The following is a 25,021-nucleotide window of genomic DNA, read 5'->3' on the forward strand; positions in this document are numbered from 1 at the left end:
TTATCCGCCACCACGTACCGCGGCGACCTTCTTGTCGGCGTGATCGCCGTCCGAATCCTCGTCGTGCTCTGACTTGGGCTTGATCGACATCAACTCCAACGGCGAACCGTCCGGCAGGCGCACGCGCCAGCCGCGTTGCAGTTCGGCCAGGTCGTTGAGGCGGGGACAGATGCCGTTGGAGCGCGCTTCCAGATCCTTCGAGCGCTTGTCCATCTCGCCGTCCAGGGCCTTGTCCAAGGAGGCGGCACGTTCCTGCAGCGAGGCCATCTTGGCCGTGTCGCCGGACAGCGCGGCCGTCACCGCGCTGGAGGTGACCGAGCCGACGAGCTCGCCCACCGAATCGGAAATGGAATCGGCCATCAACCCGGTCATGCGGTCGGACGACCAGTGGCCAGCGCCGACGCCCTGGTCGACGGAACGCAGGGCCTCGGCCTGTTTGCGCCGCAGCTTGGCGAGCAGGGCGTCGCGCTGCCCGGCCTCGGCGAAGGTCATGGTCACCGTGGTCATGGCCGAATAGCCCATGTCGATGCCTTCCCGGGCCACGGCGGCCACTTCCGGCAGCAGGCGACGCACGCCGTCCTCGTAGCGGCGCAGCGCCGCGGCATCGGCGGGGGAGACGCTCGCGTCGCGTCCGTCGACCTTGAGGGTGCCATCGTGGAGGAAGATGCGCGACGGCGTGCCCGAGTCGCGATGGAACGACAGGCCGGCCGCGGTCACGTCCACGTCGTAGAGGGTGCCGTAGTCGTACTTGCAGGTGTCGGTGCTGAAGCTGAAGCCCTTGGCGGCGGCCCCGGTCGAGACGATGGCGAGCGTCGCTGCGAGCGAGGCGGCGATGATGGCGTGGCGCATGGTTTCCCCTCCCCCGGAACATCCGGATACGACGGCTCAGATGCCGCCTGACGGAAGAAGGTTTATGCCGCCAGGGGGCGCCGCGCATGGGCGCTTGGTCATGGCCTGACTTTCGGCAGGGTCAGGCCAGGCCGTGTTCGCGGGCGTATTCGGACAGTCGGCTGTCGTGATCGATGCCAAGCTTCTGCATGGCGTCGCGCTTCTGTCGGCTCACGGTCTTCACGCTACGGCTCAGGCGCTCGGCGATGGCCGAAATCGACATGCCGCCGACGTAAAGGCGCACCACCTCGATTTCGCGTATCGAAAGCCTGACGCGGGAGCCCCGGGCCGGCAGACCCGCGTCGTCGAACTGCTGCTGGATGGTATCGCTGACGAACGGCTGGCCGATGGCGGCACGCCGCACCGCCAGCGGTACCTCGGTGAGCGGCGCGCGTTTGTCGCACAGCCCCAGCGCGCCGCGCGCGCGCATCGTCTGCAACACGGGAAGATTGTTCACCATGGTGAGTACCACGATGCGCACTCTCGGAAAACGGCGATGGATGGTATCGAGCATGAACAGGCCGTCGCCGCCGCCAGGCATCGAGAAATCGGTGACCAAAACGTCGCAGGGGCATGACGCGAGCAGTTCGACGAGGGCATCGCCGTTGGTGGCCTCGCCCACCACGTCGATGCCGCCGGCCGCTTCCAGCGCGGCTCGCGTGCCCATGAGTACGACGGGATGATCGTCGGCGATGATCGTTCGAAGAACCATGTTTCCAGTGGCGGCGGATAATGCGCAGCCTCTCTCCATGAGTTGTGCTACTCAGTGTCACCGAGATTACCGTAATTAACCGTTCGTGGTCGAAGGAACGACATGAAATTGCTGTTTTCGCTTTTCGTTGCAGGGTTCTTCGCATGGGCGAGTGCCTCGGCATCGCCACTGCCCGATGCATCGAGGCAATGGTTGCTTAGGCATCCGGTCATCGTCGCCGCGACGTACGCCGAAGGTTACGCGCCGTTCGAGCGCGTGCATGACGGTCGCGTCGACGGGCTTGCCACCGAGTACCTGCGCCGTCTCGCCGGCGATCTGGGTATCGGCGTGCGTTTTCGCGTCTATCCGGACTGGCCTTCGGCCATGGCCGCCGCGCAGTCGGGCGAAGTCGACCTGCTGATGGACGTCGCTCCCACGCCGGAACGCAACGGCAAGCTGCTGATCGGAGCGCCCTATTACGAATCCACTCCGGTCATCGTCCTGCGCCGCGACGATACACGCATCGCGCGCTTCGACGACCTGCGTGGTGCGCGCGTGGCCACGCAGGTGGGGCACGCCGAAGACGACGTGCTTCGCCGCTACCTGCCCGACGCCCACATCACGAACGTGCCCACCGTCGCCGACGCGTTGCGGGAGCTCGAGCGCGGCACGGTGGACGCCGTCATCGGCGACCCGCATGCGCTGGATACCGCCATACTCGCGGCCGGGCTGGGAGATCGGTTGCGCATCGGACCCCCGGCGCCCCTGCCGTTTTCCACCCTGTCGTTCGCCGTCGCATCGGGACGCGGGCACGCGCCCTTGCTGACCGCGCTCGACCACGCGTTCGCCCAGCTCGGTGCCGACGACCACGCTCGCCTGCGATCCGCCTGGATCGGTGACGAGCCGGGCCGTTTCGCCGCGGAGCTGGACGTGCCGCTCAGCGCCTCCGAGCGCGCATGGCTGGCTCGCCTGCCGCCGCTGCGCATCGGCATCGATCCTACGGCGGCACCGGTCACGCTGCTCGATCGCGACGGCAAACCCGACGGACTGGCGACCGACTATCTACGCGATGTCACCCGCGTCTTGGGCCTGCGCTTCGATGTCGTGCCCACCGACAGCTGGCAGGAGACGGTACGGCGCGCCTCGGCGGGCGAGATCGACCTGCTGCCCGCGGCCTCTCCCCGCAACGAAGCGCTGTCCGGTCGCTTCGACTTCACCGCGCCCTATACCGAGTTTCCGGTCATGATCGTGACGCGCGAGGACGCCGTCACGGTGGCCTCCGTCGACGACCTGGCCGGCCGGCGGCTGGCAGCGAACCTCGCGCGTCCGGCGGTGGCCCGTGCGGTGGAAGGTATCGCCGTCGCCGACACGCTCGCGGTGTCGTCCGTGCGCGAAGGGCTGGAGGCCGTGCTCGACGGGCGGGCCGATGCCTACGTCGGCGATGTCGCCAGCACCGAATACCTCGTGCGGCGTGACTATCCCGCGCGACTGAAGATCACGGCGGCCACCGGGGAGCGCGATGAGATCGCCATGGCGGTGGCAAGGCGCTACGCCAAGCTGGTCCCCCTGATCGACAGGGTGCTGGCGCGCATGCCCGAACGTCGCGCCCAGGCCATTGCCAATACCTGGCTTCGCGCCCACTACACCTGGGGCGGATCGTGGCGGGAAATCGCGCGCAAGATAGGGGGCGCGGGCCTCGCCATCGTCGCGCTGCTGCTTGCCGTGAGCCATGCCTACCTTCGGCTGCGCCGCGAAACGCGCCGGCGCAGGGCTATCGAGGAACAACTGGCCGACGTGACCCGCAGCGTGCCCGCGGTGGTTTATCGATTTCGCCACCATCCGGACGGGCGGATCGAATTCACCTACCTCGGCGGCAACCCCGAGCCGATCTTCGGTGTCGGCGCGGAGGTGTTCCTCCACGACGAACGCAGCGCTTTCGCCCGCATCGATCCGCGCGACCAGGGGCCCTTGCAGGCGGAAGTCGCCCGAGCCGCCGCGTCGCTCACGCCGTTGCACGCCGAAATGCGCGTACGCGATAGCCATCCCACGCGCTGGATCGCTTCGCATGCGCTGCCGCGAGCCGATGGCCCCGTGGTGGAATTCACCGGCTATTGGATCGACGTATCCGAACGACACCGGCAATCGAATCAGTTGGCCGCCGCCAAGGACACCGCCGAGAAGGCCACCCGCGCGAAGAGCGAATTCCTGGCGATGATGAGCCACGAGATCCGCACGCCGATGCACGGCATCGTCGGGATGCTCGAATTGCTCGGCGACACGCCTCTATCGGCGACGCAACGACGGTTCCTGGACACCGCCGGGCACTCAGCCGACGCCTTGATGCACATTCTCGACGACGTGCTCGACGTTTCCCGCATCGAGGCCGGACGGCTCACCGTCGAGGCGACGCCGGTCGATATACGAGCGCTCGTGGACGGCGTCGCCACGCTGTTCGCCGGCCAGGCCGCGCGCAAGGGGCTTCATCTGTTTCACGAGACCGACGACCGCCTGGCGCCATGGTCCAGCGTCGACGGCATGCGCTTGCGTCAGGTGCTCGTCAACCTGCTCAGCAATGCGATCAAGTTCACGGCGGAAGGCCACGTGAGCCTTCGCCTTGAACTCGTCGCGGAACGGGAAAACGGCCAGCACGTGCGCTTCACGGTGGCCGATACCGGCATCGGCATCGCCGAAGACGACATCCGCCGCCTGTTCACGCCATTCAGCCAGGTGGAGCCGTCGTCGGGGCACGCCGGCGGCAGTGGACTGGGGCTCGCCATATCCCGGCGACTGGTCGACCTGATGGGAGGTACCATCGACCTGCGCAGCGAACCCGGCCGCGGCACCCACGTGGACGTCGATCTCACCCTGCCGCGCAGCGCCGCGGGCGAACGAGCCATCGCGACGGAACAGAACCCCGGCCATGCGCCGCCGGAGCGCGTACTCCAGGTGGTGGTCGCGGAGGATCATCCGATCAACCGCGAACTGGTCGCGGCCCAGCTGGAGCGACTGGGGCATCGCCATCACGTGGTCGCCTGCGGGGAGGAGGCCCTTGAACTGGCCTCGTCGCTACCCGCCGACGTGCTGCTCACCGACCTGCGCATGCCCGGCCTGGATGGCTACGGACTCACGCGCGCCCTGCGCGAGCGCGGCTCGCGCGTCGCCATCGTCGCCATGACGGCGAACGCCATGGACGGCGAAAAAGAGCGATGCCTCGACGCGGGCATGGATGGTTTCATCGCCAAACCCGTGCGCATCGACGCGTTGCGCCTGGCGCTGGCCGCCTGCGTGCCCGACGACGACGCGCCGTGGGATACCACCTTGCTCACGGAGACGTTCGGCCATCTCGGCATACTTCCTTCGCTGGTGGATCGGTTCGCCGAATCCACGCGGGAAGACATCGCGCACATCCATGCGCTGGACCACCCCGGGCACGTCGCCGAACGCATCCATCGCCTGCTGGGTGGCATGCGTGTATTCGGCACGTCACCCGAGGCGCGCATCGGCGAAGCCCTGGAAATCGCGCTTCGTAGCCACGAAGCCCACGAGGCGATGCAGCGGGTGCCCGCCTTCCTCGGCGCCGTGGAGGCCTACCTCGAACGGCTGCGACGCGGCGTGTCGCGGCTTTCCGCCCCACGTGAAAATGCGGGTGATTTTTCAGAATAGTCTGATATCCCTGCGCCCCTCGCTTTCGCATCATGTCCCCATCCGTGCGCCTGCGCGAAACGACGAGGACATGCGATGTCACCCACCACCATCGAATACCACATCGCCGAGATCGACGGCTTTTGGGGCATCTTTCGCGAAGGCGTCCAGATCGCACGGCGCAGCGATGCCGGCGACGCCATCGCATTCGCGAACTTCTTCGCCGATCGGGAAACCCTCGTGGCGACGCGTCCGGTGCGGGTGTCCGCCGGCGACTGCCTTCAGCGGGAACTCCAACGCATGCGCCGCGCGGCGTGAACGACGCGACGCACCAAACTCAGCGGCCGGTCGCTCCGCCCAGTTGCACCATGTCGAGGTGAAGCAGGCGCAGGCGCGCAATGTGCCGCCCGACGGTGGCGCGATCGTTCGATGACGCCTCCAACTTCAGGAACGCATCCAGCAATCGCCGCTCCATGTGTTCCAGCGTGCGGATATACGTGACATCGGGGTCGTGGGAAAGCCGGGCCGATGCCTCGACCACGGTCCTGCGAACGCTGGAGAAGGCACTGCCCGCCGTCGCGGCACGTCCGCCGGTGGCATTCACCTCGGCCTGGAGATCGTTGGCGATCGCGGTGAGCGCGGCGGCCGACTCGTCGAGGATCGCCGCCAGTCCCGGCTCGCGCACCCCCCGGGCGGCTTGCAGATAGAGGTCGCGATCCGCGATGACCCGGCGGATCAACCCATTGACGACTCGGACGGCACGGCGTTCCATGGGTGAAACGTTAGCGTCGATGGTCTTAGCCGGTCATAAACGTGGGGTTTCGCCGCTCAGCCTGTGGTCATTCGCCTGGTTCGAGCAGACGTAACGGCTGTCCCGATGCGTCGCGCAGGCCCGACTGGAGATCTTCCAGTTCGCGGACGGAGGGACACAGGGCGCGTACCCGGGGCTCGAGGGCCGACCTCAGCTTCGCCACCACGCGCGCCTGGCCGCCGGTCGTCAGCGAGGCGACCCGGTCGCGAAGCGCGGCGGCGCCTTGAAGGTCGCCGTTGAGGGCCATCTGCATCGCCTGGCCGCCGACGTCCTGGGTGAGCACGGGCGCGATGTCGGAAACGATCTCCTGCGCGTAGGCGCGCATCGCGTCCTCCTGCCAGTCGCGGGTGCTCTGACTGGCGGCGATCCGCCGCTTGATGTCGGCCACGCGTGCGTTCAACACCCGGTCGAAGTCGCCGCTGGCGACGGCGTCGGGCGCGGCCGACCGGGCCTCGTCGCGCACCGCCCGTGCGGCCACGTCCACGCCATCGGTGGCGATGGCCTTCGCCTTTGGGACGAGGGCGCGCACGCGGCCTTCGAAGAGGGCGACGCGATCCTGCTCGTCGGGGCGCAAGGCCACCGCCCGGCCGTCGGTGGCGAGGCTGCCGTCGTGCATGCGCACCGCATGAGGCGTCGCCCCCTCCCGCTCGAACAGCAAGGCATCGGGGCGGACGGTGAGGTCGTAGGTGCTCGCCACGCGGCAGGCATGGTCGAGATCCTGGGCGGCGGCGGCGCCAGCGAGGCAGGTAGCCACGAAAAAGACGAGGGGGCGGGCGCTCATGGGGAATCCGGCGAAAAGCCCCTCGATACCTTCCGAGGGGCGAATCAGGGCTGAACCGCGGGCGCCTACAGCGCCACCTGCCCGAATTGCTCGCGCACCTTCACGCTGCCCAGGGCCCAGGTGAGCCAGGCCAGCATGGGGATGGACACCAGCTTGAGCACCACGCCGATGAGCAGGATCGCGCGGTGCTTGGTGGCCATCGCGAGCAACGGCGCGGGCAGCCCGGGCTGGGAGAGCACCACGCCTATCTGCTGCCATTGGTCGTAACCGATCCAGGCGGTGTAGCCCGCCCAGGCGACGAGAAGCAGGGCGATGACCCGCATGCCCGACCGGGCCCATTCACGCCAGCGCAAGGTGGACAGCGCGAACACCATCACCACGAAGGCGGCCAGCATGTAGCCCGCGGTCCAGGCCAGTGCCACGCGCGGGTCGGGACCCTGGCTGGCCGCCTCCGCGCTCATGGCGGTCACGGCATGGCCGATCACCACCGCGGCATAGGTGTTGAGTACGAATCCGGCGGCGGCCAGCAGCATCACCAGCCAGACCAGGATGCGCCACGGAGCGAAAGGACGGCCCCCGCCGGGGGCCGTGAGCTTCTTCAACGCCATCAAGCGCCCTTCTTCAGCTCGGCGAGGTCGGCGAGTACCTGGCCGGAGTTCTTCTCCGGATCGACATCCTTGTAGACCTTGGCGATCTTGCCCTGCGGGCTGATGAGGAAGGTTTCGCGCTTGGCGTACTTCTGCCCGTTGTGGTCGGTGAGCACGCCGTACCGGGTGGCGACGGCGCTGTCGGCGTCGGACAGCAGCGGGAACGGCACGTGGTATTTCTCGGCGAACTCGGCATGCGACTTGACGTCGTCGAGACTCACGCCCAGCACCTGGGCCCCGGCCTTGTGCAGCTTGACCGTGTCGTCGCGGTAGGTGCAGACCTCGGTGGTGCAGCCGGCGGTGAAGTCCTTCGGATAGAAGTACAGCACCAGCCATTCGCCCTTCTTGGTGTCGGAAGCCAGGGTGTGCCACTCACCCTTCTGGTCCTGCAGCTTGTAATCCGGAGCCTGGTCGCCGACCGTCGGCTGGGCGGCCCAGGCGGACACGGTGGCGAGACTGAGGGCGAGCGAAACGAGCAGACGGCGCATGGGGCGAACCTCGCGGGGTGGGATCGGCGTGAGTGTACTCGCCATGCCGTAAAGGTTGCCTGCTTCAAGCGAAAGGGGCGCCTTTCGGCGCCCCTTTCGGATCATGCTGGCCTCGATGGCCGCGTTCAGTGCTTGACGTGCTCGCCGAGCGGCTCGATTTCGAACTTGCTCAGGTCCACGCCGAGGTTGAAGCCGCGACCGGTACCGGTGATGGCGAGCGAGACCTCGCCCTTGGTCATGGCGGCGCTTTCGGCGCTCTTGACCACGCCGGCATTGGCGCCGCCGCTGGCGTATTCACCGTAGACCTCATGGATGCCCTTGACGTTGGTGAACTCGCCCTTGCCGCCTTCGATGCTGAACTTGCCGGCGGTGAGGCCGCCGCCGCGCACGTGGATGATCACGTCGGCGCTCTGGCCATTGTCGCAACGCACATGGCCACGGCCGTCGGCCTTCTTGTAGATGGCGGCCCAACCCGTGGTGCTGAAGGTCATGTGGCACTTGGTCGCCGCTTCGGCGGCGTGTGCCGGCTGCGCGGCGAACGCGCCCGCGGAAGCCAGAGCCAGGACGGCCAACCCGGTAATACGCTTGATCATGTTCGTTCTCCCTGCTGGAAATGGCGAATGGGCGGACGTCAGGTCGTCCGGCGTGGGGCATTCTCCACTCACGAATGTGAAGAAAGCCGGAGCGGCCGCCGGACCGTTCAGCCCCGGCGTGGAATCGTGGACGGCCAGTGAATGCATTTCCCGATCACGTGCGTCGGGCCTACCATGGCGCCGTCCAGAACGATCCCGAAAGAAGGAAGCCTTCATGCCCAAGCACATCCTGGTCGGCTACGACGGTTCGGAAACCGCCCGGCGGGCCTACCTTTTCGCCCTTGACCTCGGGATCTGCTCCAAGGCCAGGATCACCCTGCTGTCCGTCTACCAGCTCGAGAACGGTGCGGACACCGCGGGGCTGGTGATGACGGAAAACGCCGGCCAGCGGCTGGATCAGCTGCGTGCCGAGGTCGCCGCCCTGGCGCCGTCGCCCGGCGCCGAGGTGACGGTCGACCTGGTCCAGGGCAGCCCGGGGGACGCCCTGCTCTCCTACGTGGAAAAGCACGGCATCGACCACATCGTCATCGGCCATACCGAGCGGGGGGCCCTGGCCCGCTGGCTCGTGGGCTCGACATCGACCGACGTGCTGGCCCGGGCCCATGTCCCCGTGACCGTGGTTCGCTAGCCCGATCGAGGCACGCCGGGCGTTACTCGTAGCCATTCGCGCCCGGCATTTGTCACAATTCGGTCAGATGCCCCAGGGGGCGATACCACATAAGCGCCGAGGACCACCCGCAGTGAGTTACACCGCCAGTCTGCCATGGACGCTTGATAAGCTCGATTTCTCGCGCATCGACGTCGCCAAGGTCAGGGACAACGAAGACCTCTTTTTCCTCCTGTGCAGTTCGTCGTTCGTGGAGAGCGGCTCGGACCTCTATACGCACAACCTCGTCGATCACTTCGCCGGCGACGACGAACTCCAGGGATGGTTGCGCGACCACTGGGAGCACGAGGAACTCCAGCACGGTCGCGCGCTCGCGGCCTACGTCAAGCACGTATGGCCCGAATTCGACTGGGACACGGGGTTTCGCAACTTCTTCGCGCACTACGGCTCGGTCTGCACGTCGGAAGAACTCGAACCCAACCGCGGCCTCGAACTGGCGGCGCGTTGCGTGGTGGAAACCGGCACGGCCAGCCTCTACCGCGCGTTGAACGACGTCACCGACGAGCCGGTGCTGCGCGAGCTGACCCACCTGATCAAGAGCGACGAAGTGCGGCATTACAAGCACTTCTACCAGCACTTCCGCATCTATCGCGAACGCGATCGCATCGGCCGCATCAGCACGCTGCGCACCCTGCTCAAGCGCCTGAGCGAGATCAAGAACGAGGACAGCGACATCGCGCTGCGCCACGTGTTCAACACGCGCTACCCCGACAAGGCGCACGACGATGCCGAGTTCCGTCGCGTCACCTCGCGCGCCGAGGGCATGCTCAAGCGCCACATCCCGGCCGAGATGACGGTGAAGATGTTGCTGCGTCCGCTGGATCTGCCCGCGCGGGTGAACAACTTCCTCGAGAAGCCGTTGACGCGGATCACCGAGAAGCTGTTCCTGCACTGACGGCTTGCGCCAAAACCGGAATCACGGCCCTGGGTTCCTGCGTACGCGGGAACCCCGCTCTACACGATCGAGCCTGCCCGCATGCGGGCAGGTCCCACCGCGTCACTTTTTCTTCTTCGCCACCGTCTGCCACTTGTCCGCATCGAACCCGCCCGTTTCGAACGTGAGCGTGGTTTCGCCACGGCTGATGGTCACCACGTCGATGGTGAGCCGCTTCGTGTTCGCAAGATCCTTCAGGAACTGCGCATCGTTGCGGAACAACAGCGCCGGTTCGCCGGTCGGTGGGCGGAAGGCCTTGATGGTTTTGGCCTTGCCGTCGAAGCTGGCCTTCAGCGAACAGTCGCCCTTGCAGACGAAGCCCTTGCCGGCCACGGCGTAGAGGAACACGCTCTGCCCCCAGTCGGTGTGGCGGCGCAGGATCAGGCGCACGGTTTCCTCGCCCGAGGGACGCGACGACTGGATCGTGGCCGTGCTCTGCGTGCCGCCCTGCATCGGCGACACCTGGTAGAGCCACAAGGCCGCGAGGCGGTTCTTCTCGGTGGTTTCCTTGTAATTCGCCTCGAGTGGGCCGAGGGTCTTCTTCACCTCGGCGGCCGCTGGGGAATCGGGGAAGGTGTTGACGATCTCATGGCCGATCTGCACGGCGGGGCCGTCGTTGTGCAGCTTCAGCAACTGCTGGTAGAGCTCCAGCTTCTTCGCCGCATCGGCGTTCGTGTCGTTCGCGGCGACGGCCTGCGGGGAGGCCGCCTGTTGATCCTGCGGCGAGGAGCATGCGGCGAGGCCGAGGACGGCGAGGAGGGCGGCGATACGGCGCATAAGCTTGCGATTCCCTGGATAGCTGAGGCCCTAGCTTGGCCCGTGGGGCGCTTCCGATCAATTCTCGCGAGCGTCGCGACGCACCGGCCGGCGTAAAATCGGGCCCTAGCCCCAAGGATTTCCCATGCCTCCACACTCCTCCGGAGCCGATTCGCTGCTCCGCCACCGGGCGTTCGTCTTCTACTGGTTCGCCCGCAACGCATCGAGCTTCGGCTTCCAGATGATGTCCGTCGCCGTGGGCTGGCAGATCTACGCGATCACCGGCCGGGCGGTGGACCTGGGCCTAATCGGCCTGGTGCAGTTCGTGCCCTCGGTGCTGCTCGCCCTCCCCGCCGGCCACGTGGCCGACCAGTTCGACCGCCGGCGCATCGTCAAGCTGTGCCAGGCGGTGGAATGGATCGCCATCGTGCTCCTGGCCGGCTTCAGCCTGAGCGGCCATCTGGACGAGGCGGGCATCCTCGCGCTCGTGTTCGTGGTGGGCGTCGCCAAGGCGTTCGAGTTCCCGGCCATGTCGTCGATGCTGCCCGCCCTGGTGCCGACCCCCTTGCTGCCTCGGGCGATGGCCTCGTCCTCGGCCGCCGGACAGGCCGCGATGATCGCCGGCCCGGCCCTGGGCGGCTTGCTGTACGTGGCCGGCCCGGCCACCGTCTACGGCGTCTCGGCCCTGCTCTACCTCGTGGCGCTGACACTGATGTCGAGACTGGTCTACGACCACGCCCCTCCGCGCCGCGAACCGGCCACGTTGAAGACGCTCTTCGCCGGCGTGCACTTCATCCGCCACCGGCCGGCCGTGTTCGGCGTGATCTCCCTGGATCTGTTCGCCGTGCTGCTCGGCGGCGCCACCGCCCTGCTGCCGATCTTCGCCCGCGACGTCCTGCATACCGGCCCCTGGGGCCTTGGCCTGCTCCGCTCGGCTCCCGCCGTGGGCGCCCTGCTGATGTCGATCTGGCTGTCCCGGCACACCCTGGAACGCCGCGTGGGGCCGATCATGTTCGCCTCGGTCGCCGGCTTCGGCCTGGCCACCCTGGTCTTCGCGGTGTCGACCTCGCTGCCGCTCTCCCTGGCCGCGCTGTTCGCCCTCGGCGCTTTCGACATGGTGAGCATGGTGATCCGCGGCGCCCTGGTGCAGCTGGAAACACCCGACGACATGCGCGGGCGGGTGAGCGCCGTGAACGCCATCTTCGTGAACACCTCCAACCAGCTCGGCGAATTCGAGTCGGGCATCCTCGCCGCTGCCGTCGGCGCGGTAAACGCCACGGTCATCGGCGGTATCGGCACCCTCGTGGTGGTGGGGCTGTGGATGTGGTGGTTCCCGTCCCTCCGCCGGCGCCAGGGCCTGGTTTCCGAACCCGTGCCCGCGGAAGGCGCCAGCGATACGATCTGACAAGCGGCGCGATTAGTGTTATAGGAGTGGACGTCTATACCGCCAAAAGGGACGTCCACCATGAAGCCGTTTCTAGCCGCCGCCCTGCTGGGGCTCGTCGGGCCGGTACTCGCCGCGCCCACGCCCCCCGCCAGCATCGATGCCGCCCTGGCCCAGGCCAAGCGCGAGAACAAGCCGGTACTCATCGATTTCCAGGCGGTCTGGTGTTACTCGTGCTATTTCATGGCCGCTCACGTACTCAACGGCAAGGAGTGGAACGACCTCGAACGCAAGGTCGTCTTCTACGAGGCCGATGCCGACAAGCCGGCCGACAAGGCCTGGATGACGAAGCTCAACGTGCACTTCCTGCCGACCTATGTCGCCATCGGTCCCGACGGCGAAGAGCTCGGCCGCATTCTCGCCGAGCGGCCGCGCGATGCCTTCTACGCCGAGGTGGGCACGCTGCTCTCCGGCGATGCACGGCTGTCGAAACAGAAGGCCGATGCCGCCAAGGGCGTCATGAGCGCAGTGGCCGAGGTGCTCGAGACGTACCAGCTGCGCTACCAGGGCAAGGAAGGCCTGGCCTGGTTCGATACGCTACCGGCGATGGTGCGCAACGTGTCCGACAAGGACAAGCGCGTGGCGATCGCGAAGCAACAGCTTCGCCTGCTCGACGCGCAGGCCGCCAAGGATGACGCGACCATCGCGGATGCGGCCACCCACGTGCTCGATGGCGACATCGGCTGCCAGAGGCCCTACGTGCTCGACGCCTTGCTGGGTGCCGTGACGTCCCGCGCCGACGCGGAACGGAAGGCCCTGTTGTCGCCACAGAAGGCGCGTTACGACGAGTACCTGGCCACCCAGGTATTCACCGCCGCACCGGCATGCGCCGACCAGCGCAGCGCGGTGCTCACCGCCGCCGATCTCGATGCGGCGCTGGGCGACCCCGACGGCGAGCAGGCCGTGCTTCGCAAGGCCATCGATCTCAGCCGCGAAAAACTGGACGGCAACCTGAAGAGCGATCGAAACGTCGCGGACAACCTACGAGTCTACCTGCTGCGCGCCAAGGCCGGCGACGAGCTCGACACGCTCGAAAAGCAGCTCATAGCGGCCTATCCGAACGACTACGTGTACAACTACCGCTATGGGCGTCGCCTCGTGGAGAACGGCAAGTTCGCCGAAGGCCTTCCTTACCTCGACAAGGCCGCGAAGAAGGCCTATGGCGCGAATGCCATCACGGTGGCCACGTATCGGGTGAAAGCGTTGCAAGGGCTCGACCGCAATGCCGAAGCGCAGAAGGTCGTGGCGCAGACGGTAGCGTCGGAAGGCAAGTCGTTTCCGGAGCAGGCGAAGAAATTGCAGGAGTCGCTGAAGTCCTGAGTGCCTTGCTCGAATCGCCGGTAAGGCTTCCACCCTGTCGGTCGCGAGGGCTCCCTGCCCTGCCTGCCGAAGGGTGGGAGCCGATCGTATCGGCGATCCGGACTTGCGATACCCTTGGCCCATGATCACCGTCCACCACCTCAACAACTCCCGCTCCCAGCGCATCCTATGGCTGCTCGAGGAACTCGGCCTTCCCTACGAGATCGTCCGCTACCAGCGCGACCCGAAAACGATGCTCGCGCCGAAGGAACTGCGCGCGGTACATCCGCTGGGCAAGTCGCCCGTGGTGGTCGATGGCGAAGTCACCGTGGCCGAGTCCGGTGCCATCATCGAATACCTCGTCGATCGCTACGGCGAAGGCCGACTCCGGCCCGCGCCGGGGACGCCCGAACGGCTGCGCTATAGCCAGTTTCTGCATTACGCCGAGGGATCGGCCATGCCGCCGTTGTTGCTCAAGCTGGTCTTTCGGCGGATGGAGTCGGCACCCGTGCCCTTCTTCGCCAAACCGGTGGCGCGGATGCTGGCGCGCGGGGCGCAAAAGACCTTCGTCGACCCCCAGCTGGCGCTTCACCTGGATTATCTCGAAGCCGAAATCGGCAAGACCGGCTGGTTCGCGGGGGATGCCTTCAGCGCCGCGGACATCCAGATGAGCTTCCCCCTCGAGGCCGCCGCGAGCCGCGGCGCCTTGACGGACGCCCATCCCCGCTTGCGGGACTTCCTCGAGCGGATCCATGCGCGCCCGGCATGGAAGGCCGCTCTCGAGCGCGGCGGCGACTACGATCTCGTGCCGAAACGCTGAATCACCGTTCAATCAGGCGGATCCCTGTTTACACGACGCTCACGGCCATCGCCGCAAAGTCGTGACCCGACAGTAACGTTCGTTTAGGGAGCGCCTCCATGAGAAACCGCGATTTCGCACGTCAGGTCGAGAGTGCCGTGAACGGTGCATCGGGTCGCGTCCGCCATTATGCCGACGAGGCGGTGGACGCCGGTAGCGATCTTCTGGATCGTACCCGCCGGGTCACGAGCAAGCTCAACGCGTACAACAACCGCCGGCGCATGCGCTACATGGCCGAAGACTTCGCCGACGAAGCCAGCTACCAGTACCGCCGCCTTCGTCGCCAGGTGCGCCGCAACCCCGGCGTGACCATCGGTATCGCCGCCGCGGCCATCGGCACGTTCCTGCTGATCCGCCATGCGCTGCGCGACGACGACTGACACAGGTGCCGAGGGGAATCCTCGAGGAAGGGCCGGGAGCGATCCCGGCCCTTCTCGCGTTCAGGGGACCGGATGCTGCTCGACGACCTTGTCGACATGCCAGCGGATGCGCGAGGCATCCTGCGGCGGGTTCTTGACCTCGACCTCGGTGATCTTCAGCAGGTATTCGTTGCCCGGCTGCCAGTCGAAGCCTTCGACGGGAGCGTAGTTGAGCTGCCAGGGCTGCGTGGGTTGCTCGCGGTATTGCAGACACTCGGTCTTCACGACGCCGTTGGTGCACGGCGCTTTCTGGCCGGCGATGTAGACCAGGCGAGAGCGGGAGCCGTGGGTGTCCGGCGTGGTGGCGCAGGCGGCCAGGAGTAGCGTACAGGCGGCGACGACAGGGAAGCGCATGGCAGATTCCATAAAAAGCTCGCGATAGGAATACCAGCAGAGTGCGTGAAGCGCCATCCATGGCGCGTGACGCGCGCGCTCCATGCGCCGTCCTGGCGGAAAAACCGATGCGGCGGCGGCGCTCGCCCGTGCGCGAGGCGCAGGGTTCCTGCATGCGCAGGAACTCAGTGCGAAGAGCCTGAAACCACAAGCGTCAACTACGAAAAAAGCCGGGTTTCCCCGGCCTTTTTCTTCACCGAACCAAAACGGATCAGACCGTCATCGGATTCGGCTTGTCCACGTCGAGCTTGTATTCCTTGATCGCGCGGCTGACGTCCTTCGCGTTGACCTTGCCGTCCTTCGCCAGCGCGGCGAGCGCGGCGTGGGCGATCCAGTAACGGTCGACCTCGAAGTGCGAACGCAGATTGGCGCGGGTGTCGCTGCGGCCGAAACCGTCGGTGCCCAGCACGGTGTAACGCATGCCGTCCGGCATGAACGCACGCACCTGGTCGGCGAACTCACGCACGTAGTCGGTGGCGGCCACGGCCGGGCCCTGGCGGTCGGCGAGCAGGCCGGTGATGTACGGCACGCGCTGCGGCGCTTCCGGATGCAGGCGGTTCCAACGCTCGGCGTCGAAGCCTTCGCGACGCACCTCGGAGAAGCTCGGCACCGACCAGATGTCGGCGCTGACGCCGAAATCCTTCTCGAGCAGTTCGGCGGCGGCGATCACCTCGCGCAGGATCGTGCCCGAACCCATCAGCTGCACGCGCGGCTCGTTCTTCTTCGCCTTGCCGGCGTCCTTGAAGAGGTACATGCCCTTGACGATGCCTTCCTCGCTGCCCTTGGGCAGGTCGGGGTGGGCGTAGTTCTCGTTCATCACCGTGATGTAGTAGTAGACGTCTTCCTGCTCCTGCATCATGCGGCGGGTGCCATCCTGGAGGATGACGGCCAGCTCGTAGGAGAAGGTCGGATCGTACGAGACCACGTTGGGAATGGCGCCCGAGAGCAGGTGCGAGTGACCGTCCTCGTGCTGCAGGCCTTCGCCGTTGAGCGTGGTACGGCCCGAGGTGCCACCGATGAGGAAGCCGCGCGCGCGCATGTCACCGGCGGCCCAGCAGAGGTCGCCGATGCGCTGGAAGCCGAACATCGAGTAGTAGATGAAGAACGGCAGCATCGGCACGTTGCTGACGCTGTAGCTGGTGGCCGCCGCGAGCCAGGCGCTCATGCCGCCGGCCTCGCTGATGCCTTCCTGCAGCACCTGGCCCTTCTGGTCTTCACGGTAGTAGAGCAGCTGGTCGGCGTCCTGCGGGCGGTATTTCTGGCCGAACGGCGCGTAGATGCCGATCTGGCGGAACATGCCCTCCATGCCGAAGGTGCGCGCCTCGTCGGCCACGATCGGTACGAGACGGGGACCCAGCTCCTTGTCGCGGAGCATGAGGTTCATGCCACGGACCAGGGCCATGGTGGTGGAGATCTCGCGATCGCCGGTGCCCTTCGTGATCTGCTCGAAGGCCTCGAGCGCGGGCGCCGGGAACGACTGGTCGGCCTTGCGGCGACGCTGCGGCAGCGAACCGCCGAGCGCGCGACGGCGCTCGAGCATGTACTGCACTTCTTCGGAGTCTTTGCCCGGGTGGTAGTACGGCACCTCGTCGAGCTTGTCGTCGGGCACCGGGATGTTGAAGCGATCGCGGAAGGCGCGGATCGCGTCGGTGTCCATCTTCTTCTGGTTATGCGCCGGGTTCTGCGATTCACCGGCCGCGCCCATGCCGTAGCCCTTCACCGTCTTGGCGAGGATCACGGTGGGCATGCCGGTGGTGTTCACCGCCGCGTGGTAGGCCGCGTAGACCTTGTGCGGATCGTGGCCGCCGCGGTTGAGGCGCCAGATGTCGTCGTCGGACATGTTGGCGACCAGCGCGGCCGTCTCCGGGTACTTGCCGAAGAACTTCTCGCGCGTGTACGCGCCGCCGAAGGCCTTACACGCCTGGTATTCGCCGTCGACGGTCTCCATCATGAGCTGGCGCAACTTGCCCGTGGTGTCGCGGGCCAGGAGCGGATCCCAGTAGCTGCCCCAGGTGACCTTGATGGCGTTCCAGCCGGCGCCGCGGAACACGCCTTCGAGTTCCTGGATGATCTTGCCGTTGCCGCGCACCGGGCCGTCGAGGCGCTGCAGGTTGCAGTTGATGACGAAGATGAGGTTGTCGAGGCCTTCGCGACCGGCCAGCGAGATGGCGCCGAGCGATTCCGGCTCGTCGGACTCGCCGTCGCCCATGAAGCACCAGATCTTGCGATCGGTCTTCGGCATCAGGCCGCGGTGTTCGAGGTACTTCCAGAACTGCGCCTGGTAGATCGCCTGGATGGGGCCGAGGCCCATCGATACGGTGGGCACCTGCCAGTAGTCCGGCATCAGGTACGGGTGCGGATACGACGACAGGCCGCGGCCCTTGCCCTCGACTTCCATGCGGAAGAGGTCGAGCTGGTCTTCGGTGATGCGGCCTTCGAGGAACGAACGCGCATAGACGCCCGGCGCCGAGTGGCCCTGGTGGAACACCAGGTCGCCCGGATGATCGGCCGAGGGCGCGCGCCAGAAATGGTTGAAGCCGACGTCGTACAGCGTGGCCGACGAGGCGAAGCTGGAGATATGGCCGCCGAGGTCGCCCGGCTTGCGGTTGGCGCGCACCACGGTGGCCAGCGCGTTCCAGCGGATCAGCGAGCGGATGCGCCACTCGATGGCGGCGTCGCCGGGGCTGCGCGCTTCCATGTGCGGCGGGATGGTGTTGACGTATTCCGTCGTCGGCGCGAACGGCAGGTAACCGCCGGCGCGACGGGTGGAGTCGACCATGCGCTCGAGCAGGAAATGCGCGCGCTCGGTGCCGTCGTGGTTGATGACGGCATTGAGCGACTCGACCCACTCGCGGGTCTCGGTGGGGTCGAGGTCCTGGTTGAGGATATCGTCGATCTGGTCCATGGATGCTCCGGCGGCGCCCAAGGCGCGCTCATGGGGGCTGAAGACACCCGCTGGGGGAGCGGGGAAACCGGCCGATGATACCGCAACCTTCCGGCATACGCGGCCGTACGGCGGTTTGTATCGATAAAAACTGATATGCCAGCGGGTACTGGCCCGCTTGCGCGGGTTCGCCGATGCGATCGGCTCCCACCCCTCCGGCAGGCGGGGCCTTCGCACCTGGCTACCGGAGGGGTGAGAGCCGATCATATCGGCGAAGGCGACCGCAAGGCCGCCACTTTTCAGATACTTACGGTGAACGCAGGAACTTCGACCCGGCCCGGATCTGCGCTTCGACGCAGGCCACCGAGGTCATGTTCACCACCCGGCGGACCGTGGCCTGCGGGGTGAGGATATGCGCCGGCTTGGATACGCCCATGAGGATCGGGCCGATCACCACGCCGTCGCACAGGGTACGCACCATGTTGTAGGTGATGTTGGCCGCGTCGAGGTTGGGAAAGACGAAGACGTTGGCCTTCCCCTCCAGCAGCGAGTTCGGGAAGATCCGCTGGCGCAGCTCGGGGTTGAGCGCCACGTCGGCCTGCATCTCGCCCTCCACTTCCAGCTTGGGAACGCGCTCGCGGATGAGCTTGAGCGCCTCGCGCATCTTGCGGGAGTTGCGCGTCTCGCGGCTGCCGAAATTGGAGCTGGACAGCAGCGCGATCTTCGGCTGGATACCGAACAGCTTCAGGCGCAGCGAAGCCTGGAGCGTGGCCTCGGCGATCTGTTCGGCGCTGGGATCTTCCTGTACGTAGGTGTCGAGGAAGAAGAACGTGCCCTTCTCCGTCGCCACCGCCGCCATCGCCGACGCCTCGGCCACGCCGTCGTCCAGGCCGATGATGTCGCGAATGTAGTCGAGCTTGCTCTGATAGGTGCCCACCAGGCCGCAGATCATCGCGTCGGCTTCGCCGCGCTGGACCATCAGCGCCGCGATCACCGACGGTCGCGAGCGCACCACCGCCTTGGCCGAAGCGGGCGTAACGCCGCGACGCTCCATGATCGAGTGATAGAGGCGCCAGTAATCCTCGAAGCGCGGGTCGGAGTGGATGTTGCACATCTCGAAGTCCACGCCCGGCTTCAGGCGCAGGCCGGCCCGTGCGATACGCTTCTCGATGACGTCGGGACGACCGACCAGGATCGGCTTGGCGAGACCCTCGTCGATGACGGTCTGCACGGCGCGCAGCACGGTTTCTTCCTCGCCCTCGGCGTAGACCACGCGCTTGGGGTCGGCCTTGGCACGATCGAACACCGGCTTCATGAGCAGGCCCGTGCGGAAGACGAAACTGGTCAGTTTCTCGACGTAGGCCGGGAAATCCTCGATGGGACGCTCGGCCACGCCCGAATCCATCGCCGCCTGGGCGATCGCCGGCGGCAGCTGGATGAGCAACCGCGGGTCGAACGGCTGCGGGATCAGGTAATCCGGACCGAAGCTGGGCGGCTTGCCGCCGTAGGCGCGCGCGCTCACGTCGGACGACTCGCGACGGGCCAGCTCGGCGATGGCCTTCACGCACGCCACTTTCATGGCCTCGTTGATCACCGTGGCGCCCACGTCGAGCGCGCCGCGGAACAGGTACGGGAAACACAGCGCGTTGTTGACCTGGTTCGGGTAGTCCGAACGGCCCGTCGCCATGATGCAGTCCGGACGCACGGCCTTGGCGTCTTCGGGCAGGATTTCCGGGTTGGGATTGGCCAGCGCGAAGATGACCGGGCGCTCGGCCATCGTGGCGACCATCTCCGGCTTGAGGATGCCGCCGGCCGACAGGCCCAGGAAGATGTCCGCGCCTTCGACGATCTCGGCCAGCGTGCGCTTGTCGGTATCGCGCGCGTAGCGCTGCTTGTCCGGGTCGAGGTCGGTGCGGCCGGTGTGCAGCACGCCGTCGCGATCGAAGGCGAGAATGTTTTCCTTCTTCATGCCCAGCGTCACCAGCATGTCGACGCAGGAGATGCCCGCCGCGCCCATGCCGGTGGTGGCGAGCTTCACGTCTTCGATCTTCTTGCCGGTGACGAGCAGCGCGTTGAGCACCGCGGCACCGACGATGATCGCCGTGCCGTGCTGGTCGTCGTGGAAGACGGGGATCTTCATCCGCTCACGCAGCTTGCGTTCGACGACGAAGCATTCCGGCGCCTTGATGTCTTCGAGGTTGATGCCGCCGAAGGTCGGCTCGAGGCTGGCGATGATGTCGATCAGCTTCTCGGGATCGGTTTCGTCGATCTCGATGTCGAACACGTCGATGCCGGCGAACTTCTGGAACAGCACGCCCTTGCCTTCCATCACCGGCTTGCCGGCCAGCGCGCCGATGTTGCCCAGGCCGAGCACCGCGGTGCCGTTGGAAATCACCGCCACGAGGTTGGAGCGCGCGGTGAGTTCGGCGGCCGCCCTCGGGTCGGCCACGATGGCGTCGCACGCGGCGGCGACGCCGGGCGAGTAAGCCAGCGAGAGATCGCGCTGGGTGAGCAGCGACGTCGTCGGGGTGACCTTGATTTTGCCCGGACGGGGCAGGCGGTGGTATTCGAGGGCGGCTTGCCTCAGTTCCTCGGAGATGGCCATGGGATCCTGTGGACGTAAGGGAAAGGGAGGGCGGCGCCTGCCGCATGCCAGGAGCGATGGTAGCACCGCGCAGCCCGGCCTCCGGGGATGCGGTGTGATGCATTGCGACACGCTGTGATAGGGAAAACCTACGGAATCGCGCGGGCTCGGAGGGACGGTCGCTCGCCGTGCGCATGCGTACGCTGCGATGCCCTTTGCCTCCGAGGTCATCCATGCCACTGCTCGCCTTCAGCCTCTCTACCGTCCTCGCTTCGTCGACGCCCGACATGAGCGCCCTGCGCGCCGCCGTCGCCACGGTGCCGAGGGATGGATCGCGTGGCGTGGATGTCGAACTGCCCACAGGCGACGACACCCGCTCGCGCTTCCGCCTCGTCGACTCACGCACGCTGCCCTCGGCGTTGATGCGTCGCTATCCCGGATTGCGCAGCCTTCGCGGCACGGATGCCGCCGGTCGCACGGCCAGGCTGGACCTCTCCACCACCGGTACGTGGCTGAGCGTGCGCGACGCCGCCCATGAATGGATCGCGCAGTGGGGCGGCGATGCACCGGCTCCGTCCGATATCGTCCTGCCGGCGGCCTACACACCCGCGCCCGCCACGCCGTCCAGGCGCCGCCGATCCACGGCCACCGGCGACATCCGCTACGACTTCCGCCTTGCCGTCGCCGCCAGCAGCCGATACGTGGCGCAGGCCGGCGGCACCGTCGAACAAGGCCTGGCGGCGGTGTCCCACGCCGTCAATCGCGCCAACGAAGTGTTCGAAACCGATCTCGGCGTGCACTTCACCCTCGCCGACCGCAACGATCGGCTCATCCTCACCAGCCCGCGGCGCGATCCGTTCGAATCCAGCGAGCCGGGGCCGGCGGCGGTCGAGTTCATCGACCGGCGAATCGGCGCGGATCGCTACGACATCGGCCATGCGCTCACCACCTTCGACGGCGGCCACAGCGAAAGCGGCACGTCGTGCAGCGACGACCGATCGGCCGACTTCCATGCCACCCACAAGGCCGCCGCGTGGAGCGGCCATGCGTCGCCCGGCACCGGGAGCGATGCGCAGGATCATTTCATCCACGTGCTCGGCCTGCAGTTGGGTGCGGGGCCCACCGCGAACGGCTGCATGCGCGCCGGCGAGCGTGCGGTGGAACCGGGCAGCGGGAGCACCGCGATGGGCCATGCGTCGGCGCATTGCGCCAGCGACGCGCAATGGCTTCAGGATGCGGACGATCGCTACTTCCACGCGGCGAGCATCGCGCAGATACGTGCCTCGCTCGCCTCACGGGGCGGTGCCTGCGCAAAGCGGAGGTTGGGACGCACCGCCGCACCCTGGATCGATCGCGCGCCGCTGGCGGACGAGGCGATCGTTCCCGCACGCACGCCCTTCTTCCTCGATGCCCACGCCGAGACCATGGACGCGTCCCGCCGGCTCACTTACACGTGGGAGCAGATGGACATGGGCCCCCATCAGAAGGGCGCCCTCACCGACGATGGCCTGGGCCCGATCTTCCGGTCCCTTCCACCGTCGCCGGTGTCGCGGCGCGACTTCCCCCGTATCGCCGCGCTGCTCGGGCACGAACCGGCCGAGCCCGCCGAAACGCTGCCCAGCACGAACCGCCTGCTGAATTTCCGGCTGACGGTGCGCGACAACGGCGGCGACGATGCCACCACGTCGAGTGCCGATACGCGCGTGCAGGTGGTCGACACGGGCCGGGCGTTCGCCGTGCTCGCACCCTCGACGGTAACCGTCGCTTCGGCAGGCATGCCGCTGGAGGTGCGCTGGGACGTCGCAGGTACCGACGGCGGGGCCATCGGCTGCGGCGGCGTGGACATCGATCTCTCGACCGACGGTGGGCTCAGCTGGCCGCATGCGCTCGCTCGCAACCAGGACAACGACGGCGCGACTTCCGTCATCCTGCCGATGCTTGCCGGCACGGATAGCGCACGCGTGCGCGTCAGCTGCGCTTCGGCGCCGTTCTTTGCGGTATCGCCCGGGAATTTCCGCGTCGTCGGCCGGTGATGCTGCCGCTTCGTCGCATGGGCGAATCAAGAAGCCCTACAGGCCGAGCGAGATTTCCTCGGCTTCCACCCGCGCCATGTGGATGTGGTTCACGAACAGCGAAAAGGCCAGCTTCCCGGCGAGCCCGTGCACGTGCTGCATCCACGGCGGAAGGTAGCGCGGCGGCGCGATGTCGCCGCTGATGAAGTGGTCTTCCAGGCTCATGACGTCGTGCAGCGCGAGCTTGCCGGCGAAGAGGTTGCGCAGCAGGTCGAGCCGACGCTGGCGCAGCGCCCAGCGGAAGAACGTGTGCACGGCGAGCAGGCCGGTGAGGTACACGTTGTCTTTCGCGAACGCCGCGCCGCCGGTGAGCGGCACGCCGCGGAACACGCGCTGGGCGGAGTGGAAGCTGTCCGCCACGTTCTGCCCGCAGTCGCGGAAGTAGCGGAACACCTCGACGAAATCGGCACCGTTCAGGGCCATGTCGATGGCGAGGATGCGCAGGCTGATGCGCTTCAGGCGCGAAATATCGATGGCGCCCGACATCAGTTCGGCGAACACGGCCAGCCCCTCCTGCGTGGCGGTCACGCGTGGCGAAGTTCGCGCCAGGGAGGCCAGCACGGGCTGCTCGCGACCGTTGAGCGCCGTCAGCGAATGCACGAACGCTTCGTGGGCGAGCAGCTGGTGCCTGTCGTATTCGGTGAAGCGAACGCCGCCGCGCAGCCGGATGCGGGTGGCACCGGCCGCCGCCTTGGCGGTCAGCTCGGGATCGACCTCCACCGAGATCATGCCGGGCGCGAAGAAGGCGTCCAGCTCGCGGGCCATGTCCCGCTGGAGCACTTCGGCCGGAATGTTGCCCGCGGCATCCTCGGTCTCGAGGTCGGCACCCAGCTCGTCGGCCAGGTCGACGAAATAGCGCGCCGCGTCGAGATTGCTGCGGCTGCTGCCCGGTATGGCGTCGCCCGGGCGGCCGTAAAGCAGGATCGAGGCATCAGTGACGCCGCTGGTGCCCGCCGCATCGAGCATGTGCGCCGCGATGCGCCAGGATTCCGCCGTGCGGCGCAGGTAGTCGGCGATCGGGTGGCTTTCGCTGGCCTCGGCCTCGATGGCCTCCAGCTCGGCCCGGGTCTGGCCCAGGTCGGGCAACGCGTACCGGATCTCGGGGATCGAAAGCCGCCCGGCCCCGAATTCCGCGATGAGCCGCTCTTCCACCGAGGCCGGCCAGGAGATCGTGGGCAGGACGCGGATGTGGCGCACCGCCGCCAGTAGCCGTTGATCGAGGGCCGCGTAGCGGCGCATGTCGGCGGAGAGAACGCGGGGATCGGCCTTGGCGTGCATGGGGCGGGAGTATATCCCGTCCGCCGGCAACCCCATTCGCGGACCCTGTCCGCGATTCCCTGTGACGGGAACGCCCGGTCAGCGCGACGAGATGTACTTCTCGCGCCGGATGTGCTGAACGGCCAGCCCATGCTCCTTCAGGGCCGCGAAGGCCGCGTCGACCATGTTCGGGTTGCCGCACAGGTAGGCGATGTCCTTGTCGGCGGCCGGTTCCAGCTCGGCCAGCATGTCCTGGACATAGCCCAGGCGATCGTGCGGCCGGGGGTTGGGGCGGGCGCCGCGGCTGAAGCAGGGATGGAAATCGAACCCTTCATGCTTGCGCGCGAACGCATCGAACTCCTCACCGTAGAGCAATTCGTTCTCGTTGCGGGCGCCGTAGAGCAGCACGAAACGGCAGCCCCGACGGGCGATGAGGGCCTCGATCTGCGGCAACATGGCCCGATAGGGCGTCACGCCCGTGCCGGTGGCGATCAGGATGTAACGCTGGTTCTGGTCGCCGTCCATGAGGCAGAACCGGCCGTACGGACCGCTGGCGTCGATGGTCTGGCCCTCCTCCAGACCGCCGAGCAGTTGGGTGGCCGCCCCGCCCTCGACGTAGCTCACGGCGATCTCGATGCGCCGGACCGGCCCGGAACCGTCGCCCACCGTGGCCACGGAATAGCTCCGCTTGGTCGGCTTGCCGTCGTCGTAGTGGAAGTGCACCTGGAGGAACTGGCCCGGCACGAAGGCCAGGGGCTGGCCGTCCGTACGCTCGAAGGACAGGTGGCGCACCGAGGGGGCGAGCATGAAACTGTCGGCGAGGCGCAGCTGGAATGGTTCGGCCATGGAAAGTCTCTGTTGACGAGCGGGCAAGGGAGCGCCCGGCAAAGCCCGGTATAATAGGCGGCTTGT

The 25,021-nt window shown here is 67.1% G+C and carries 22 protein-coding genes; 9 read left to right on the forward strand and 13 right to left on the reverse strand.

From position 1 onward, the window contains the following. Together JNG39_RS17895 and JNG39_RS17900 are read right to left on the reverse strand one after the other, a co-directional pair. Entirely contained in the window at positions 1-849 is an 849-nt protein-coding gene (locus tag JNG39_RS17895) for a DUF2884 family protein (protein ID WP_368313346.1), read from the reverse strand. Positions 850-970: 121 nt separating this feature from the next. Next, complete coding sequence (locus tag JNG39_RS17900) at positions 971-1,600, reverse strand: response regulator transcription factor (protein ID WP_186448376.1); 630 nt, start codon at positions 1,598-1,600, stop codon at positions 971-973. Between the two features lie 102 nt (positions 1,601-1,702). On the opposite strand from JNG39_RS17900, the gene JNG39_RS17905 reads away from it, so the two are divergent. Beyond that, a complete protein-coding gene (locus tag JNG39_RS17905; RefSeq protein ID WP_368313347.1) occupies positions 1,703-5,242 on the forward strand; it encodes a transporter substrate-binding domain-containing protein in 3,540 nt (1,179 codons plus the stop codon). Between the two features lie 75 nt (positions 5,243-5,317). Beyond that, positions 5,318-5,539 carry a hypothetical protein gene (locus JNG39_RS17910; RefSeq protein ID WP_368313348.1) on the forward strand — a complete coding sequence of 74 codons (222 nt, stop codon included), beginning with the start codon at positions 5,318-5,320 and terminating at the stop codon, positions 5,537-5,539. Positions 5,540-5,558: 19 nt separating this feature from the next. Here JNG39_RS17910 and JNG39_RS17915 read toward each other — a convergent pair whose 3' ends face one another. The 5 genes from JNG39_RS17915 to JNG39_RS17935 form a co-directional block, all read right to left on the reverse strand. Further along, a complete protein-coding gene (locus JNG39_RS17915; protein ID WP_368313349.1) occupies positions 5,559-5,993 on the reverse strand; it encodes a PA2169 family four-helix-bundle protein in 435 nt (144 codons plus the stop codon). A 67-nt stretch (positions 5,994-6,060) separates the two neighbouring features. Beyond that, on the reverse strand, positions 6,061-6,813 hold the full coding sequence (locus tag JNG39_RS17920) for a DUF2884 family protein (protein WP_368313350.1): 753 nt from the start codon (positions 6,811-6,813) through the stop codon (positions 6,061-6,063). A gap of 65 nt (positions 6,814-6,878) precedes the next feature. Beyond that, positions 6,879-7,421 carry a hypothetical protein gene (locus tag JNG39_RS17925; RefSeq protein ID WP_368313351.1) on the reverse strand — a complete coding sequence of 181 codons (543 nt, stop codon included), beginning with the start codon at positions 7,419-7,421 and terminating at the stop codon, positions 6,879-6,881. Next, complete coding sequence (locus JNG39_RS17930; RefSeq protein WP_144916096.1) at positions 7,421-7,948, reverse strand: peroxiredoxin; 528 nt, start codon at positions 7,946-7,948, stop codon at positions 7,421-7,423. Before JNG39_RS17930 ends, JNG39_RS17925 begins: the two co-directional genes overlap by 1 nt. A gap of 125 nt (positions 7,949-8,073) precedes the next feature. Then, entirely contained in the window at positions 8,074-8,541 is a 468-nt protein-coding gene (locus JNG39_RS17935) for a hypothetical protein (RefSeq protein WP_368313352.1), read from the reverse strand. 214 nt (positions 8,542-8,755) lie between these two features. Between JNG39_RS17935 and JNG39_RS17940 the strand changes: the two genes are divergently transcribed. Both JNG39_RS17940 and JNG39_RS17945 read left to right on the forward strand, forming a co-directional pair. Next, positions 8,756-9,169 (forward strand): universal stress protein, encoded by a 414-nt coding sequence (locus JNG39_RS17940; RefSeq protein WP_368313353.1) that lies wholly within the window; start codon positions 8,756-8,758, stop codon positions 9,167-9,169. A 112-nt stretch (positions 9,170-9,281) separates the two neighbouring features. Then, on the forward strand, positions 9,282-10,103 hold the full coding sequence (locus JNG39_RS17945; RefSeq protein WP_368313354.1) for a ferritin-like domain-containing protein: 822 nt from the start codon (positions 9,282-9,284) through the stop codon (positions 10,101-10,103). A 102-nt stretch (positions 10,104-10,205) separates the two neighbouring features. Here JNG39_RS17945 and JNG39_RS17950 read toward each other — a convergent pair whose 3' ends face one another. Then, on the reverse strand, positions 10,206-10,919 hold the full coding sequence (locus JNG39_RS17950) for a hypothetical protein (RefSeq protein ID WP_368313355.1): 714 nt from the start codon (positions 10,917-10,919) through the stop codon (positions 10,206-10,208). 124 nt (positions 10,920-11,043) lie between these two features. Here JNG39_RS17950 and JNG39_RS17955 point away from each other — a divergent pair, with 124 nt between their 5' ends. From JNG39_RS17955 to JNG39_RS17970, 4 genes are all read left to right on the forward strand, one after another. Further along, entirely contained in the window at positions 11,044-12,303 is a 1,260-nt protein-coding gene (locus JNG39_RS17955; RefSeq protein WP_144916082.1) for an MFS transporter, read from the forward strand. Between the two features lie 60 nt (positions 12,304-12,363). Beyond that, positions 12,364-13,662, forward strand: a complete 1,299-nt coding sequence (locus tag JNG39_RS17960; RefSeq protein WP_368313356.1) for a thioredoxin family protein — start codon at positions 12,364-12,366, stop codon at positions 13,660-13,662. 121 nt (positions 13,663-13,783) lie between these two features. Then, positions 13,784-14,461 carry a glutathione S-transferase family protein gene (locus JNG39_RS17965; protein ID WP_368313357.1) on the forward strand — a complete coding sequence of 226 codons (678 nt, stop codon included), beginning with the start codon at positions 13,784-13,786 and terminating at the stop codon, positions 14,459-14,461. A gap of 98 nt (positions 14,462-14,559) precedes the next feature. Beyond that, positions 14,560-14,880 carry a hypothetical protein gene (locus JNG39_RS17970; protein WP_247371131.1) on the forward strand — a complete coding sequence of 107 codons (321 nt, stop codon included), beginning with the start codon at positions 14,560-14,562 and terminating at the stop codon, positions 14,878-14,880. A gap of 60 nt (positions 14,881-14,940) precedes the next feature. On the opposite strand, the gene JNG39_RS17975 is transcribed toward JNG39_RS17970, so the two are convergent. The 3 genes from JNG39_RS17975 to JNG39_RS17985 form a co-directional block, all read right to left on the reverse strand. Next, on the reverse strand, positions 14,941-15,273 hold the full coding sequence (locus tag JNG39_RS17975; protein WP_368313358.1) for a DUF4377 domain-containing protein: 333 nt from the start codon (positions 15,271-15,273) through the stop codon (positions 14,941-14,943). A gap of 250 nt (positions 15,274-15,523) precedes the next feature. Further along, positions 15,524-18,217 carry a pyruvate dehydrogenase (acetyl-transferring), homodimeric type gene (aceE, locus tag JNG39_RS17980; protein ID WP_368313359.1) on the reverse strand — a complete coding sequence of 898 codons (2,694 nt, stop codon included), beginning with the start codon at positions 18,215-18,217 and terminating at the stop codon, positions 15,524-15,526. 286 nt (positions 18,218-18,503) lie between these two features. Beyond that, positions 18,504-20,801: an NADP-dependent malic enzyme gene (locus JNG39_RS17985; protein WP_368313360.1), complete on the reverse strand. Its 2,298-nt coding sequence runs from the start codon at positions 20,799-20,801 to the stop codon at positions 18,504-18,506. Positions 20,802-21,013: 212 nt separating this feature from the next. On the opposite strand from JNG39_RS17985, the gene JNG39_RS17990 reads away from it, so the two are divergent. Continuing rightward, positions 21,014-22,813, forward strand: coding sequence for a reprolysin-like metallopeptidase (locus tag JNG39_RS17990; RefSeq protein WP_368313361.1), 1,800 nt, complete (start codon positions 21,014-21,016; stop codon positions 22,811-22,813). 36 nt (positions 22,814-22,849) lie between these two features. On the opposite strand, the gene JNG39_RS17995 is transcribed toward JNG39_RS17990, so the two are convergent. Continuing rightward, positions 22,850-24,130 (reverse strand): flavohemoglobin expression-modulating QEGLA motif protein, encoded by a 1,281-nt coding sequence (locus tag JNG39_RS17995; protein ID WP_368313362.1) that lies wholly within the window; start codon positions 24,128-24,130, stop codon positions 22,850-22,852. Between the two features lie 78 nt (positions 24,131-24,208). Beyond that, the gene (locus tag JNG39_RS18000; protein WP_368313363.1) at positions 24,209-24,955 is read right to left on the reverse strand and encodes an FAD-binding oxidoreductase; all 747 of its coding nucleotides are present in this window, start codon (positions 24,953-24,955) and stop codon (positions 24,209-24,211) included. Positions 24,956-25,021 lie beyond the last annotated feature (66 nt).

The organism is Luteibacter sp. CQ10, from assembly GCF_040900725.1.
Classification (GTDB): Bacteria; Pseudomonadota; Gammaproteobacteria; order Xanthomonadales; family Rhodanobacteraceae; genus Luteibacter.

Coding starts and splice junctions, on each gene's coding strand:
- JNG39_RS17895 (WP_368313346.1), bottom strand. CDS start 849: ATGCGCCACGCCATCATCGCCGCCTCGCTCGCAGCGACGCTCGCCATC.
- JNG39_RS17900 (WP_186448376.1), bottom strand. CDS start 1,600: ATGGTTCTTCGAACGATCATCGCCGACGATCATCCCGTCGTACTCATG.
- JNG39_RS17905 (WP_368313347.1), top strand. CDS start 1,703: ATGAAATTGCTGTTTTCGCTTTTCGTTGCAGGGTTCTTCGCATGGGCG.
- JNG39_RS17910 (WP_368313348.1), top strand. CDS start 5,318: ATGTCACCCACCACCATCGAATACCACATCGCCGAGATCGACGGCTTT.
- JNG39_RS17915 (WP_368313349.1), bottom strand. CDS start 5,993: ATGGAACGCCGTGCCGTCCGAGTCGTCAATGGGTTGATCCGCCGGGTC.
- JNG39_RS17920 (WP_368313350.1), bottom strand. CDS start 6,813: ATGAGCGCCCGCCCCCTCGTCTTTTTCGTGGCTACCTGCCTCGCTGGC.
- JNG39_RS17925 (WP_368313351.1), bottom strand. CDS start 7,421: ATGGCGTTGAAGAAGCTCACGGCCCCCGGCGGGGGCCGTCCTTTCGCT.
- JNG39_RS17930 (WP_144916096.1), bottom strand. CDS start 7,948: ATGCGCCGTCTGCTCGTTTCGCTCGCCCTCAGTCTCGCCACCGTGTCC.
- JNG39_RS17935 (WP_368313352.1), bottom strand. CDS start 8,541: ATGATCAAGCGTATTACCGGGTTGGCCGTCCTGGCTCTGGCTTCCGCG.
- JNG39_RS17940 (WP_368313353.1), top strand. CDS start 8,756: ATGCCCAAGCACATCCTGGTCGGCTACGACGGTTCGGAAACCGCCCGG.
- JNG39_RS17950 (WP_368313355.1), bottom strand. CDS start 10,919: ATGCGCCGTATCGCCGCCCTCCTCGCCGTCCTCGGCCTCGCCGCATGC.
- JNG39_RS17955 (WP_144916082.1), top strand. CDS start 11,044: ATGCCTCCACACTCCTCCGGAGCCGATTCGCTGCTCCGCCACCGGGCG.
- JNG39_RS17960 (WP_368313356.1), top strand. CDS start 12,364: ATGAAGCCGTTTCTAGCCGCCGCCCTGCTGGGGCTCGTCGGGCCGGTA.
- JNG39_RS17965 (WP_368313357.1), top strand. CDS start 13,784: ATGATCACCGTCCACCACCTCAACAACTCCCGCTCCCAGCGCATCCTA.
- JNG39_RS17970 (WP_247371131.1), top strand. CDS start 14,560: ATGAGAAACCGCGATTTCGCACGTCAGGTCGAGAGTGCCGTGAACGGT.
- JNG39_RS17975 (WP_368313358.1), bottom strand. CDS start 15,273: ATGCGCTTCCCTGTCGTCGCCGCCTGTACGCTACTCCTGGCCGCCTGC.
- aceE (WP_368313359.1), bottom strand. CDS start 18,217: ATGGACCAGATCGACGATATCCTCAACCAGGACCTCGACCCCACCGAG.
- JNG39_RS17985 (WP_368313360.1), bottom strand. CDS start 20,801: ATGGCCATCTCCGAGGAACTGAGGCAAGCCGCCCTCGAATACCACCGC.
- JNG39_RS17990 (WP_368313361.1), top strand. CDS start 21,014: ATGCCACTGCTCGCCTTCAGCCTCTCTACCGTCCTCGCTTCGTCGACG.
- JNG39_RS17995 (WP_368313362.1), bottom strand. CDS start 24,130: ATGCACGCCAAGGCCGATCCCCGCGTTCTCTCCGCCGACATGCGCCGC.
- JNG39_RS18000 (WP_368313363.1), bottom strand. CDS start 24,955: ATGGCCGAACCATTCCAGCTGCGCCTCGCCGACAGTTTCATGCTCGCC.